The 12,881-nt window shown below is 72.1% G+C and carries 12 protein-coding genes and 1 pseudogene; 11 read left to right on the forward strand and 2 right to left on the reverse strand.

Features of this window, described 5'->3' with window-relative positions:
- Window positions 1–94: 94 nt before the first annotated feature.
- Window positions 95–988, reverse strand: a complete 894-nt coding sequence (locus H5J29_RS06705) for a dioxygenase family protein (RefSeq protein ID WP_181780038.1) — start codon at window positions 986–988, stop codon at window positions 95–97.
- Between the two features lie 344 nt (window positions 989–1,332).
- Here H5J29_RS06705 and H5J29_RS06710 point away from each other — a divergent pair, with 344 nt between their 5' ends.
- The 11 genes from H5J29_RS06710 to H5J29_RS06760 all read left to right on the forward strand — a co-directional run bounded on the left by H5J29_RS06710 (window position 1,333) and on the right by H5J29_RS06760 (window position 12,306).
- Entirely contained in the window at window positions 1,333–2,760 is a 1,428-nt protein-coding gene (locus tag H5J29_RS06710; RefSeq protein WP_220187075.1) for a hypothetical protein, read from the forward strand.
- Between the two features lie 95 nt (window positions 2,761–2,855).
- Window positions 2,856–4,004, forward strand: coding sequence for a serine hydrolase domain-containing protein (locus tag H5J29_RS06715; protein WP_181780039.1), 1,149 nt, complete (start codon window positions 2,856–2,858; stop codon window positions 4,002–4,004).
- Window positions 4,005–4,018: 14 nt separating this feature from the next.
- Entirely contained in the window at window positions 4,019–5,209 is a 1,191-nt protein-coding gene (locus tag H5J29_RS06720) for a cytochrome P450 (protein WP_181780040.1), read from the forward strand.
- 25 nt (window positions 5,210–5,234) lie between these two features.
- Complete coding sequence (locus tag H5J29_RS06725) at window positions 5,235–5,981, forward strand: SDR family NAD(P)-dependent oxidoreductase (RefSeq protein ID WP_181780041.1); 747 nt, start codon at window positions 5,235–5,237, stop codon at window positions 5,979–5,981.
- A 220-nt stretch (window positions 5,982–6,201) separates the two neighbouring features.
- Window positions 6,202–7,176, forward strand: coding sequence for a PDR/VanB family oxidoreductase (locus tag H5J29_RS06730; protein WP_312858093.1), 975 nt, complete (start codon window positions 6,202–6,204; stop codon window positions 7,174–7,176).
- 39 nt (window positions 7,177–7,215) lie between these two features.
- On the forward strand, window positions 7,216–7,944 hold the full coding sequence (locus tag H5J29_RS06735; RefSeq protein WP_181780043.1) for a PIG-L deacetylase family protein: 729 nt from the start codon (window positions 7,216–7,218) through the stop codon (window positions 7,942–7,944).
- Window positions 7,941–8,654 (forward strand): 4-carboxy-4-hydroxy-2-oxoadipate aldolase/oxaloacetate decarboxylase, encoded by a 714-nt coding sequence (locus H5J29_RS06740; RefSeq protein WP_181780044.1) that lies wholly within the window; start codon window positions 7,941–7,943, stop codon window positions 8,652–8,654. Before H5J29_RS06735 ends, H5J29_RS06740 begins: the two co-directional genes overlap by 4 nt.
- Window positions 8,651–9,358: an alpha/beta hydrolase gene (locus H5J29_RS06745; RefSeq protein ID WP_181780045.1), complete on the forward strand. Its 708-nt coding sequence runs from the start codon at window positions 8,651–8,653 to the stop codon at window positions 9,356–9,358. The genes H5J29_RS06740 and H5J29_RS06745 overlap by 4 nt, the downstream gene beginning before the upstream one ends.
- 11 nt (window positions 9,359–9,369) lie before the next feature.
- Entirely contained in the window at window positions 9,370–9,645 is a 276-nt protein-coding gene (locus H5J29_RS06750; protein WP_181780046.1) for a muconolactone Delta-isomerase family protein, read from the forward strand.
- 110 nt (window positions 9,646–9,755) lie between these two features.
- Window positions 9,756–11,105 (forward strand): MFS transporter, encoded by a 1,350-nt coding sequence (locus H5J29_RS06755; RefSeq protein WP_181780047.1) that lies wholly within the window; start codon window positions 9,756–9,758, stop codon window positions 11,103–11,105.
- Between the two features lie 100 nt (window positions 11,106–11,205).
- The gene (locus tag H5J29_RS06760) at window positions 11,206–12,306 is read left to right on the forward strand and encodes a cobalamin-independent methionine synthase II family protein (RefSeq protein ID WP_181780048.1); all 1,101 of its coding nucleotides are present in this window, start codon (window positions 11,206–11,208) and stop codon (window positions 12,304–12,306) included.
- A 77-nt stretch (window positions 12,307–12,383) separates the two neighbouring features.
- Here the strand turns inward: H5J29_RS06760 and H5J29_RS34775 are convergent.
- Window positions 12,384–12,881 (reverse strand): annotated as a pseudogene (locus H5J29_RS34775) (cyclodeaminase/cyclohydrolase family protein); the annotation flags it as partial.

Raw genomic sequence — 12,881 nt, forward strand, 5'->3', positions numbered from 1 at the left:
CCGAGCGCGTCCACCTCGGCGGGCACGTCCGCGACGGCGCCGGCGCGGAAGACCACGCGCAGGGCCCGCTGCTCGTGGACGAAACCCTGCGGGCTCACCGGCCCAGCACGATGTGCAGGTGGGCGTGCCGGAACGGCACCGGCATCCCGTGCTCCGCCGCGAGGTCCGCGTCGCGGCTCTCGTCGAACGGCAGCACGAGGCTCTCCTTCACCCCGAACACCGCGTCCGAGTCGAGGTAGGGCGAGCCCTCCACGAAGACGTGCGTCGTGAGCGGCCGGTATCCCTCGGCCCCGGCGATCACGTGGATGTGCGCGGGCCGGTAGGGGTGCCGGTTCGTGGCGGAGAGCAGCTGCCCGACGGGGCCGTCGTCCGGGATGGGGTACGGCGCCGGGAGGATCGTGCGGAAGTGGAAGCGACCGTGTGCGTCGCAGGTGAAGAGCCCGCGCAGGTTCCGCTCCGGCACGTCGTCCGGCCGCTGGACGTCGTAGAAGCCCTTCTCGTCGGCCTGCCAGATGTCGACGACCGCACCCGCGAGCGGCTCGCCCTCCGGCCCGACGACCTCGCCGGTCACCATCGTCGGCTCGCCGCCCGGGGCGAGGGCGATCGAGTCGCCGAGCGCCCGCGGCGGCGAGTCGACCATGTGGAAGGGCCCGAGCACGGTCGACTCGGTCGCGCTGGCCGTGCCACTCCGGTGGTCGAGGGCGTCGACCAGCATGGACAGTCCCAGCACGTCGGAGAGCAGCTGGAACTCCTGGCGGACGTCCGTGCAGGCGTGCCCGGTGCGGGTGAGGAAGTCGATCGCGGCGTCCAGCTCGACCTGGGTGAGCCCGACGTCCTTGGTGAAGGCGTGCAGGTGCTCCACCAGCGAGGTCAGCACGCGCCGCAGCCGCGGATCGGGGGTGTCGGCGAAGGCGTCCACGACCACCTCGGCCGAGCCCTCCTCCGTGAACAGCGGATGGGGACGGGCATCCGGTGTGGGTACCGTCATCGGTCGCCTCCAGGGAGCTCTCGGGTCGACCCGGGGCACGGCGGACCCGTCCCGTGGGGAGGCGTCGGACGCCGGCAGCCGACCTTCCGTCAGACGCTGAACACCCTAGACGCCACGGTGCTCCCGCGACCGGGACCGGCCTACGTGCTTCGCCCTCCCCACTACCTCTCTCGGCACGGGTGCGGAGCAGGTAGGCGGAACACGTAGTTCTGCGCTAGGTGCGCCCGCGCGGCGAGCCCGAGCATCGCCGAGACGTCGACGGAGCCGGGGCGGACGCCCGACCGGCACGGCGACGGACGACCGGTGCCGCAGCTGCGTCGCACCGCCCCACAGGAAGGCCCGTCGTGACCGAGACACCGCAGTTCGAGAAGACGTTCCCCCACTCCCCCTTCGTGCCGTACGACCCGATCGTGCAGTTCTACGAGATGGCGTCGTGGAACTTCGGCGGGGACGCCGAGGCCTGGGAGTACACCGGATGGCGGGACGAGACGCTCGCGGGGAAGACGACGGCCTCGCTGCACGGCCACCTGAACCCCTCGCCCACCCTCCGACTGACCGGGCCGGACGCGCTCGCGTTCCTGTCGTCGGTGTGCGTCAACAGCTTCGCGAACTTCCAGGTCGGCGCCTCCCGCCACGCGATCATGACCGACGAGCGCGGTCGCGTGGGCTCGCACGGCATGCTGCTGCGGCTCGGGGAGGAGGAGTTCGTGAGCTACTGGCTCTCCCCCTACCTGCTCTTCCGGCTCGCGGACCGCCCCGAGCTCGACGTCACGGCCGAGGACCTCACCGGCCAGGTGTTCCTGTTCCAGCTCAGCGGCCCCCGCTCGCTGGAGGTCCTCGAGGCCGCCACCCGGGAGAACCTGCACGACATCCGGTTCCTCCGCCACCGCACGGCCGGGATCGACGGCCGCGAGGTCCGGGTCATCCGGATCGGGATGTCCGGCACCCTCGCCTACGAGGTGCACGGCGCGGTGCAGGACGCCCTCCCCGTCTACGAGGCGATCATGGCCGCGGGCGAGGAGTACGGGACCCGCCGGATGGGGGTGCAGGCGTACATGTGCCAGCACACCGAGGGCGGGTTCGGGCAGGCCTACTACCACTTCCCGCTCGCGTGGGGGGACGACGAGAAGCTGCAGGCCTTCTTCGCCTCGCTCGGTTTCCCGCCGGTGGGCCGGGACCTGCGCCTGCACGGCAGCGCCGGGGACGATCTCGACCGGCGCCACCGCAGCCCCTACGACCTGGGCTGGGGACACATGGTCAAGTTCGACCACGACTTCGTCGGGCGGGAGGCCCTCGAGCGCGAGGCCGCGGCGGACGCCACCCGGATGGTCACCCTCGTCTGGAACCCCGACGACGTCGCCGACGTGTTCCGCTCCCAGTTCGGACCGGGCGAGGACCACCAGCCGATGAACCTCCCGAACCACTTCATGTACGAGGTCGGCGACCCCGAGCACCGGCAGAGCCTGTGGGCCGACAAGGTCCTCGTGGACGGCCGGGACGTCGGCACCTCCTCGGGCCGCTGCTTCAGCGCCTTCTCCCGGGAGATGCTCTCCCTCGCGACGGTCGAGACCGCGTACGCGACCGAGGGCACCGAGGTGGTGGTGCTGTGGGGCGACCCCGGCACCCGGCAGAAGGAGATCCGGGCGACCGTGGCCCGCTTCCCCTACCTGGTCGACCCGATCCGCAACGAGAGGTTCGACGTCTCGACGATCCCGAGCCGGTTCCCGGCAGCCGACGGCGAGCCCGCGGCCCCGGTGCCCGCGGGTCGCTGAGCCGCCGCCCGACGGGGGCGACGGTTGACGACGCCGCCGTGCGGTGTAATCGTCTGTTGTCAGACAGCTAGAGAGCTGAGAAGAGGTGTGCATCGATGGGCACGGGGTTCGACAAGGACCGCCTGACACGGTTCTGCGAGGTCGTCGAGGGACACGTCGCGTCCGGGCTGTACCACGGCGGCGTCTTCCGGGTGGCCCGCGGCGGCGAGCCCGCCCTCGACGTCGCGATCGGCTACGAGGACGCGGAGCGGACCCGACCCCTGCGGACGGACTCCGTGTTCTCGATCTTCTCGATGACCAAGGCGTTCATCAACGTCCTGGTCCTGCGGGCGGTCGAGCGTGGCCTGTTCGGGCTGACGACGAAGATGGTGGAGCTCGTCCCGGAGTTCGCGGGCCCGCCGCGGGACCGCTCCACCATCCTCCACTTCCTCACCCACACCACCGGGATGCCGGGGGTGTGGGAGCCCAGGCCGGGACAGCCCTGGGACCGGCTCGACGAGACCGTCGCGGCGGTGTGCGAGACGATCCACGGGACGAGCGAGCCCGGCACCCGCTGCGACTACTCGCCGTTGGCCAACCACGCCCTGCTGGCCGAGGCGTTGCGGCGCACCGATCCCGAGGGCCGGACGATCCACCGCATCCTGCACGAGGACCTGTTCGCACCGCTGGGCATGGTGGACACCCAGCTCGGCGTGCCCGCGCGGCTGAAGGACCGGCACGTCGTCCCGGACATGCGGGGTACGGTCCCGATCAAGGCGCTCTCCCGGGAGAACGACGAGGACCAGGGCCTGTTCGTGGCCGAGTCGAACGAGTCCACCTGGGCAGGCGGGTCCTCCACCAGCGCCGACATGGCTCGCCTCGCCGAGATGCTGCGCGGCGAGGGCACCCTCGACGGCGCCCGGATCCTGTCGCCGCGCACCGTCCGGACGGCCCGCCGGGTCTGGACGGGCGAGCTGCCGAACGAGCTGTACAAGGCGGTCGCGCTGCGCGCGGGCTACCCGCCGCCGCCCGCGAACATCGGCCTCGGGTTCAACGTCCGGGGCCCGCAGATCGTGAACCACCAGCTCGGGACCCTCACGAGCGCCGAGACCTTCGGCAACTACGGCGCGGGCAGCATGGTGTTCTGGGTCGACCCGGAGCTCGACGTCACCTTCGTCGGCATGACCGCGGGGCTACTGTCCCAGGCCGCCAACATCGAACGTTTCGAACGCCTCGCCGACGTCGTCGTCGGCGCGACCCTGTAGAGGGAGACCCTGGCATGACCGTCCCGGACGTCCGCCCCGACCTGCCGTGGATCACGGCCGGCAGCATCGACCTCGCCGAGCTGGAGGCGGCCCGCGAGCAGAGCCCGATCGCCCGCAGCGACCGCGGCTACGAGGTCCTCTCCCACGCGCCCGGGGTCAGGGCCCTCGAGCACCCCGACCTGTTGAAGGGCCCCTCCTTCCTCAAGCGCCTGGACGACTTCGGCATCACCGAGGGCGAGCTGCGTCGGCGGTGGAACCAGGTCGTCACGACGACCGAGGGCGAGCACCGCACGCACATGCGGGTGCCGCTGGCCCGCCTGCTCCGCCCCGGGCAGGTCGCGAAGCTCGGCGACGCGGTCCGGGACATCGTGCACGGCGCGCTGGACGAGATCGACCCCTCGGCACCGGTCGACCTGGTCGACGCCCTGGCGTGGAAGATCCCGTCCCGGCTGTACTGCCATCTCGTGTCGGCACCGATGGAGCTCGCACCCACGATCGGCAGGCTCTCCGACAGCGTGCTGGGCCCGCTGCTGACCCAGGACCACAGTCGCAGGCAGGAGTTCGTCGACGCCTTCTGGGAGGGGCTGGAGCTGGTCCGCGAGCACATCGACGCCCGCCGAAAAGACCTCGGGGACGACTTCACCTCGGCGATGATCCAGATGCAGCTCGCGGGTGCGCTGACCGAGGAGGAGCTGCTCGCACAGGCCCTCTCGATCCTGCAGGCGAGCATCGACAACACCGTGCACCAGATCGCGATCGTCCTGGCGAGCCTGCTGGAGGACCCTGCGCGGTGGTCGGCCGTCGTCGCCGATCCGGGGCTCGTCCCGGCCGCCACCGAGGAGGCCGTGCGGCTCACCCCGCGGTTCGGCACGATCTTCCGGCTCGCCGCGCGGGACACCGAGCTCGACGGGGTCCCGATCGAGGAGGGCTCCTGGGTCTACGTGTCGGTGCGGTCCGCCAACCGGGATCCGGTGGTCTTCCCCGACCCGACCCGGTGGCGCCTCGACCGTCCGTCCGTCCGCCAGCTGATGTTCGGCGCGGGCCCCTACAACTGCCTGGGCCAGCACATGGCGCGGCTGGAGATCCACGAGTGCGTGCGCGCCGTCGTCGAGCGGTTCCCGCAGGCTCGGCTCGCGGGCGAGTGGACGACCCGGCAGACCAACGCCGTCACCGAGGTCACGGCCCTTCCCGTCGCGCTCGGCTGAGCCGCGACGCCCCAGAGGAGAGTTCATGAGCAACGAGAAGGCCGTCGCCGTCGTCACCGGGGCGGGGCGGGGCATCGGCCGTGCCACCGCTGTGCGGCTGGCGGCCGACGGGTACCTCGTCGTGGCCGCGGACCGGGACAAGGCGACGGCCGAGGACACGGCGGCCGCGGTCCGTGCGGCCGGTGCCGCCGCCGAGAGCCTGGAGCTCGACGTCTCCGACCGCACCGGTGTGCACGAGGCGTTCGAGGGTGTCCGACGCCGGTTCGGCCGGATCGACGCGGTGGTCAACAACGCCATGTGGATCCGGTACGTCCCGCTCGTCGACGTCGACGAGGAGACCGTCGACGGCATGCTCGGAGTGGGCCTCAAGGCGGCGATCTGGACGATGCAGGCGGCGGTGCCCGCGATGACGGCGCAGGGTTCGGGCGCGATCGTGAACCTCTCGTCCCCCGCGGCCGTCCGGAGTGTGCCGGGCGGTGCCGTCTACTCGGCGGTCAAGGGCGGGGTCAGCAGCCTGACCCTGCAGGCGGCGGGCGAGCTGGGACCGCTCGGGATCCGGGTCAACGCGGTGCTCCCCGGCGCGGTCCCCACGGAGGGGGCGCGCTCGGTGGTCGACCCCAGCGGCTACGAGCTCCGCAAGGCGCGCACCCCGGTCGGCAGGCTGGGGACCCCGGAGGACATCGCCAACGCGATCGCGTTCCTCTGCTCCCCGGACGCCGCGTTCGTCAACGGCCACGTCCTGGCCGCCGACGGCGGGTTCCAGGTCACCTGACGACCGTCGACGGGCCGCTGCGTCGGGCCCTGGTGCCCGGTACCTGCGGCTCCACGGGATGGCCCGCGCCGGGTCCACGACGGATGACGTAGAGGCGACGGGACAGGCGACCGCGCGGGTGCGGACATTCGCGAGTTACCCGGCCCCCGGCACGCCTCTAGCGTCGATGCCGTCGCCGGACGTGCGGTGGCCCGAGCGATGATGCGAGGAGATGATCGACGTGGCGGGACCGTCCACGGGCGGCGGGACATCGGCCGAGTTCGAGGGCGAGGTCGAGGTTCTGACCCGCCGGACCGAGTCCGCGGGCGTCATCTCGCTGGAGCTGACCAGGCCCTCCGGTGAGCCGCTCCCCTCGTGGGCTCCCGGGGCGCACGTCGACCTGGTCCTGCCGAACGGCCTGACCCGGCAGTACTCGCTCTGCGGCCGGGTCGAGGACGCCAAGACCTGGCGGATCGGCGTCCTGCGGGAGCCCGAGGGCCGCGGCGGCTCCGAGTGGGTCCACGACCACGCCCACGAGGGTGCGCGCGTGACGGTGCGGGGCCCGCGCAACCACTTCCCGCTGCTGGGCTCGCCGAGGTACCTCTTCATCGGCGGGGGCATCGGGATCACGCCCCTGCTGCCCATGATCGCCCGGGTCCATGCCGCGGGGGCGGACTGGCGGTTGTTCTACGGCGGGCGGGTCCGAGGGTCGATGGCCTTCCTCGACGAGCTCGAGGACTACGGCGACCGCGTCACGCTCCAGCCGCAGGACGAGCTCGGCATGTTGGACCTGGCCGGGATCCTCGGCGAGCCGGACGAGGAGACCCTGGTCTACTGCTGCGGCCCGACCGGCCTGATCGACGCCGTCGAGAGGCAGTGCGAGAGCTGGCCCAAGGGGTCCCTGCACGTGGAGCGGTTCACCAACGCCCTGGCTCCCGCCGAGGACAACACCGAGGTCGAGGTCGAGCTCCGTGCCTCCGGGATCACGCTCACCGTCCCGCCGGAGCTGTCCATCCTCGAGGCGGTCGAGAACGCGGGCGTCAACGTCCTGAAGTCCTGCGCGGAGGGCACCTGCGGCACCTGCGAGACCTCCGTCCTGGAGGGCGAGGTCGACCACCGCGACGCCGTGCTCACCGACGACGAGAAGGCCGAGAACGACACGATGATGATCTGCGTCTCGCGCGCCAGGTGCGGCCGCCTCGTCCTCGATCTCTGAGCAGCTCGTCCCCGAACCGAAGAGCCGAGAAAGGCAGCAATGGCCCACGAGAAGCGTCCCTCCGTCCTGGTGATCAGCGCCCACTCCGGGGACTTCGTGTGGCGGGCGGGCGGCGCGCTCGCGCTGTACGCGGAGCGCGGCCACGACGTGCGGATCGTGTGCCTGAGCTACGGCGAGCGCGGTGAGTCACAGGGCCTGTGGAAGCAGGAGGGCATGACCCTCGACAAGGCCAAGGAGGGCAGGCGCTCCGAGGCGGAGGCGGCCGCGGCGGCCCTCGGTGCCTCGATCGACTTCCTCGACCTGGGCGACTACCCGCTGCGCATCGACGACGCCGGCCTCGACCGCATCGTCGCGGCGATGCGGTCGGCCCAGCCGGAGGTGCTGCTCACCCACGTCGCGAACGACCCCTACAACCGCGACCACAACGCCGCGCACGAGGCCACCCTGCTCGCCCGCCAGGTCGCGCAGGCCGCCGGACACGACCGGTCCACGACACCGATCGGCGCACCGCAGGTCCTGCAGTTCGAACCGCACCAGCCCGAGCAGTGCGCGTTCGCGCCGAACCTGCTGCTGGACATCACCTCGGTGTTCGACCGCAAGCGCAAGGCGATGGAGTGCATGGGCGCCCAGTCGCACCTGGTGCAGTACTACACCGACCTCGGTCTGCGCCGCGGGGTGCAGGCGGTGCGCAACGGCGGGGCCAGGTCGATCGTCCAGGCCGAGGCCTACCAGCGGGTGTTCCCGATCGTGGGGGACGTGCTGCAGTGACCGGCCATGTGATCGTCCGGACGAAGCGCGGGCCGTCGGCCCAGGTCGTCGACGCGCTGGCCAAGAGCGGTGTCGCTACCGCCCACGAGGCCCACGGCCGACGCGGGCTGCTCGGTCCGGAGCTGCGCCCGATCTACCCGGGCGCCCGGATCGCGGGGCGGGCGGTCACCGTCCTGTCCCACCCGGGGGACAACCTGATGATCCACGCGTCGATCGAGCAGTGCCGCGCGGGCGACGTCCTGGTCGTCGCCACCACCTCGCGCTCCACCGACGGCATGTTCGGGGACCTGTTCGCCACGCAGCTGCTGCACCGCGGCGTGCGCGGCCTGGTCACCGACGCCGGCGTGCGCGACATCGCCGACCTCCAGGCCATGGGCTTCCCGGTCTGGTCGCGGGCCGTGCACGCCCAGGGCACCGCGAAGGCCGTCCCCGGGTCGGTCAACGTGCCCGTCGTGGTGGCCGGGCAGCTGGTCGGCCCCGGCGACATCATCGTCGCCGACGACGACGGCGTGCTCTGCGTCCCCCTCGCCGACGGCGAGACCGTGGTCGAGGCCGCGGCCGCTCGCGAGGCCAACGAGGAGGCCAAACGGCGCCGGTTCCGCGAGGGCGAGATCGGCCTCGACGTCTACGGCATGCGGCCCCTGCTCGAACGCCTCGGCGTCCGCTACGTCGACGACCCCGCCGACGCCGACCCCGAGGAGTCCTCGTGAGCACGTTCGTCCTGGTCCACGGCGCCTGGCACGGCGGTTGGGCGTGGGAGCGGGTGGTCCCGGCCCTGCGCGCCGCGGGCCACGCGGTCCACACCCCCACCCTCACCGGGCTCTCCGACCGCGCCCACACCCTCACCCCCCAGGTCGGCCTGTCCACCCACATCCAGGACGTCGTCGGGCTGGTCCGGGCCTACGACCTGCACGACGTGGTCCTGGTCGGGCACAGCTACGCCGGACAGATCGTCACCGGCGTCGCCGACCGCATCCCCGAGCACCTCACGCGCCGTGTCTACCTCGACGCGTTCGTCGGCGACGACGGCGAAGCCGCCATCGACCTCCAACCCGCCACCGTCGCCGGGCACTGGCGCGAGGCCGCCGAGGGTCCCGGGTTCGGCTGGCTCGTCCCGCCGCGGTCGCTGACCAAGCTCGGCGTCACCGAGCAGACCGACATCGACTGGCTGACCCCGCGGCTCACCCCGCACCCCTGGCTGACCTACACGGAGCCGTTGCGGCTGACGGGCAAGGGCGACCAGGTCCCGGCCGTGTTCATCGAATGCGTGGACTGGATGCGCGTGTTCGAGGCACACGCCGAGCGGGCCGCGGCCCGCGGCTGGCCCACGCACCAGCTCGCCACCGGCCACGAGGCCATGGTCACCGCGCCCGACGAGCTCGCCACGCTGCTGCTCGACATCGCCTCGAGCTGAGAGGACACGACATGGAGTTCCTGGTGCGCACCGAGAACCTGCTGCCGAACGACACCCCCGACGAGGTCCGGGACCAGCTCAAGAAGGGCGAGCGGGAGCGCGCGATGGAGCTGCGGGAGGCCGGTGTCCTCAAGCGGCTCTGGCGGGTCCCGGGCCGCAACGCGACGATCGGCCTCTACGAGGCGGAGGACCCGGCCGCCCTGCACGACGCGCTCGTCTCGCTGCCCATGTGGAAGTGGATGGACATCACCGTCGAGGCGTTGGCCACCCACCCCCAGGAGAAGTAGGGGAACCGGGCTCGCCAGGGCCGCGACCGTCACCGGCGCGGCTGATCCTCACCGCACCACCCCCCACCCCGACCGGCCCACCGACCGGTTCTGCTCGACGAGGAGCCCCCATGGCCACCAGTACACCGGATCGACCGGGTGGCGCCGCGAAGGGCCGCAAGCCCGGCACGGTCGCGCTCGCCAGCTACATCGGCACGACCATCGAGTGGTACGACTTCTTCATCTACGGCGTCGCCGCGACGCTGGTCTTCCGGACCCAGTTCTTCCCCGGGTTCTCCGAGACGGCCGGGACCCTCGCCGCACTCGGCACCTTCGCCGTCGGCTTCATCGCCCGCCCCATCGGCGGCATCGTGATGGGGCACTTCGGCGACCGGGTCGGCCGCAAGTCGATGCTGGTGGTCTCGCTGCTCATGATGGGTGTCGCCACCACCTTGATCGGGCTCATCCCGACCTACGACTCGATCGGCATCTGGGCGCCGATCCTGCTGATCGTGCTGCGGCTGGTGCAGGGCGCCGGGGTCGGCGGCGAGTGGGCGGGTGCGGTGCTGATGGCGGTGGAGAACGCCCCGCCCAAGCGCCGTTCGCTCTACGGCTGCTTCCCGCAGCTGGGCCTGCCCTCCGGGATCCTGCTGTCCCAGTTGGCCTTCCTGCTCCTCACCGGGGTCATGTCGCCCGAGGCGTTCGCCGCCTGGGGGTGGCGGATCGCCTTCCTGACCAGCGCGCTGCTGATCATCGTCGGGTTGGTCATCCGGCTGCGCATCGAGGAGAGCGCCGACTTCGAGAAGGTCCGCGACTCGGGCCAGGTCGAGAAGCTGCCGGTGGTCGAGGTGTTCAAGCGCAGCCCGCTGCAGATCCTGGTCGGCAGCCTGGCCTCCCTCGCGGCCCCCGCGATCGGCTACCTGGTGTCCGTGTACATGGTCTCCTACGGCACCACGACGCTGAAGCTGCCGACCTCGACCATGCTGTGGATCCTCGTCGGTGTCAGCGTGGTGTGGATCCTGATGATGCTCGCCTCCGGGCTGGCGGGTGACCGGTTCGGCCGCAAGGGCACGTTCGCCGTCGGTGCCGCGCTCGGCGTGGTCTGGGCGTTCCCGCTGTTCTGGCTGGTGGACACCGCGTCGGTGCCGCTGATCGTGGTGGCCCTCGTCGTCTTCACCCTCGCGAACTCGATCATGGCGGGCCCGCAGCCCGCGCTGATCACCGAGATGTTCCCGATCCGGCTGCGCTACAGCGGGGCGTCGATCAGCTACACCATCGCGTCCATCATCGGCGGCGGCATCACCCCGCTGCTGGCGACCGCGCTGTTCGCCGAGTTCGGCACCTCGACGGCGGTGTCCGTGCTGGTCGCGGTGGTGTGTGCGATCAGCCTGGTGGCGATCCTGTCGGCAGGCAGACACATCCTGTTCGCCGGCGAGCCCACGGCGTCGGAGAAGGCCCTCGCCGACGAGAGCGCGAGCTGAGTCGAGCCGGGGTACCCGGGCCGGAGGGACGGCTGCCACCGACCCTCCGGCCCCTCGCCGTATCCGCCCATCCCCCTCTCCGAGCAAGGAAGGCTCACCGATGAGCACCACACCGTTCCGCGCCGAGGTCGTCGGCTCCCTGCTGCGTCCGCGCCACCTCGTCACGGCGCGGGCCGCCCGCCGTGACGGCACGCTCGCCGCCCACGAGTTCAAGCGGATCGAGGACACCGCCGTCGACCGGGCCATCGCAGTGCAGGAGGGCAGCGGCCTCGACGTCGTGACCGACGGCGAGCTGCGCCGCGGGATCTTCACCGGCCCGCTGACCGAGAACGTCGACGGCCTCGAGTACGTCCCGGGCGTCACCCGGGTCTGGTACACCGACGAGGGCCCGATCGAGGAGGAGCTGCCCGTCGTCGTGACCGGCACGCTGCGCTTCCGCCGGTCGGTGGCGACCGAGGAGTTCGCCTACGCGCGGGCCCGCGCCCGCAGACCCGTCAAGATCACCCTCCCCAGCCCGCTGATGATGTTCCTGCGCTGGTCCCCGGAGCACTCCACCGCGGCCTACCCCGACGCGTTCGCGATGGCTGCCGACGCGGCCGCCATCGTCCGCGAGGAGGTCCGTGAGCTGGCCGCGTTGGGCTGCACCTACGTGCAGATCGACGCGCCGGAGATCGCCACGCTCGTCCAGCAGGAGACCCGGGACTGGTACGAGCGCCAGGGCATCTCCCCCGAGCGGATCCTGACCGAGGGCCTGGACCTGCTCGACTCGGTCACCGACGTCCCCGGCGTGACCTTCGGCGTGCACCTGTGCCGCGGGAACCGCAACGGCCGGTGGATGGCCGTCGGCGGCTACGACTACGTCGCCGAGGCGCTCTTCCGGCGCTGCCGCGGCTTCGACCGCTTCCTGCTCGAGTACGACGACGAACGCTCCGGCACCTTCGAACCGCTCGCGGCCGCGCCCGCGGACCGGACCGTGGTGCTCGGGCTCGTCTCCACGAAGACGACCCGCGTCGAAACCGTCGACGAGATCGTCGGGAGGCTGCACGAGGCCACCGCCCACATCCCGGCCGAGCAGCTCGCGCTGTCCACCCAGTGCGGCTTCGCGTCGATGGTCGACGCCCACCCCGACCTCACCGAGGACGTGCAGGCCGCCAAGCTCGACCTCGTCGCCGAGGCCACCGCGGCGTTCTGGAAGAACTGACCCGCCGTGGCACCCCCGGGTCGCTGACCGGGCGCGAGCGGGAGATCCTGGTGCTCGTCGCCGACGGCCTGTCCAACTCAGCTCAGGATGGCGCGCACAGCGCGTTCGACGGCTGCGGCGCGGTCGACCACGGGGTCGACGTGACCGAGGGTCTCGCGGAGCGCCGCGCGGGCCTGCTCGTCCCGGATCCCGCCGAGGTTGATCTCGACGTTCAGCCGGGCGGTCGTCGCGGCGGCCCGGGCCGCCTCGGTGGCGGCGGCGACGTCGGTGACGACGTTCCGGTTCGCGACCGGCAGCAGGGCCTCGGCGAGGGTCACCAGCTAGACGGCGCTGCGGATGACGTCCGCGGGCGGGCCTGCGGCCCCGACCAGCGCCTCCGCGATCGCGTCGGTCCTTCGGGCTCGCTCCTCGTCGGTGCCGCGGGGCAGGCCGTACGCCTCGGTGACGGCGGTGAACGCCGCGGCGTCCGCGGCAGCCAGCTGCAGGGCCGCTGCCCGTTCGGCCTCTGCTCCCTCCAGGATCCCCGTGACGAGCTCGGCGGAGTCGGCGTACCGCTCCCCCGTCGTGTAGCGCGC

The organism is Pseudonocardia pini (assembly GCF_013870575.1).
GTDB lineage: Bacteria > Actinomycetota > Actinomycetes > Mycobacteriales > Pseudonocardiaceae > Pseudonocardia > Pseudonocardia pini.

What these genes read in the sequence shown, in the direction of transcription:
- H5J29_RS06705 (WP_181780038.1), bottom strand. Translation starts at nt 988, where the DNA reads ATGACGGTACCCACACCGGATGCCCGTCCCCATCCGCTGTTCACGGAG.
- H5J29_RS06715 (WP_181780039.1), top strand. Translation starts at nt 2,856, where the DNA reads ATGGGCACGGGGTTCGACAAGGACCGCCTGACACGGTTCTGCGAGGTC.
- H5J29_RS06720 (WP_181780040.1), top strand. Translation starts at nt 4,019, where the DNA reads ATGACCGTCCCGGACGTCCGCCCCGACCTGCCGTGGATCACGGCCGGC.
- H5J29_RS06725 (WP_181780041.1), top strand. Translation starts at nt 5,235, where the DNA reads ATGAGCAACGAGAAGGCCGTCGCCGTCGTCACCGGGGCGGGGCGGGGC.
- H5J29_RS06735 (WP_181780043.1), top strand. Translation starts at nt 7,216, where the DNA reads ATGGCCCACGAGAAGCGTCCCTCCGTCCTGGTGATCAGCGCCCACTCC.
- H5J29_RS06750 (WP_181780046.1), top strand. Translation starts at nt 9,370, where the DNA reads ATGGAGTTCCTGGTGCGCACCGAGAACCTGCTGCCGAACGACACCCCC.
- H5J29_RS06755 (WP_181780047.1), top strand. Translation starts at nt 9,756, where the DNA reads ATGGCCACCAGTACACCGGATCGACCGGGTGGCGCCGCGAAGGGCCGC.
- H5J29_RS06760 (WP_181780048.1), top strand. Translation starts at nt 11,206, where the DNA reads ATGAGCACCACACCGTTCCGCGCCGAGGTCGTCGGCTCCCTGCTGCGT.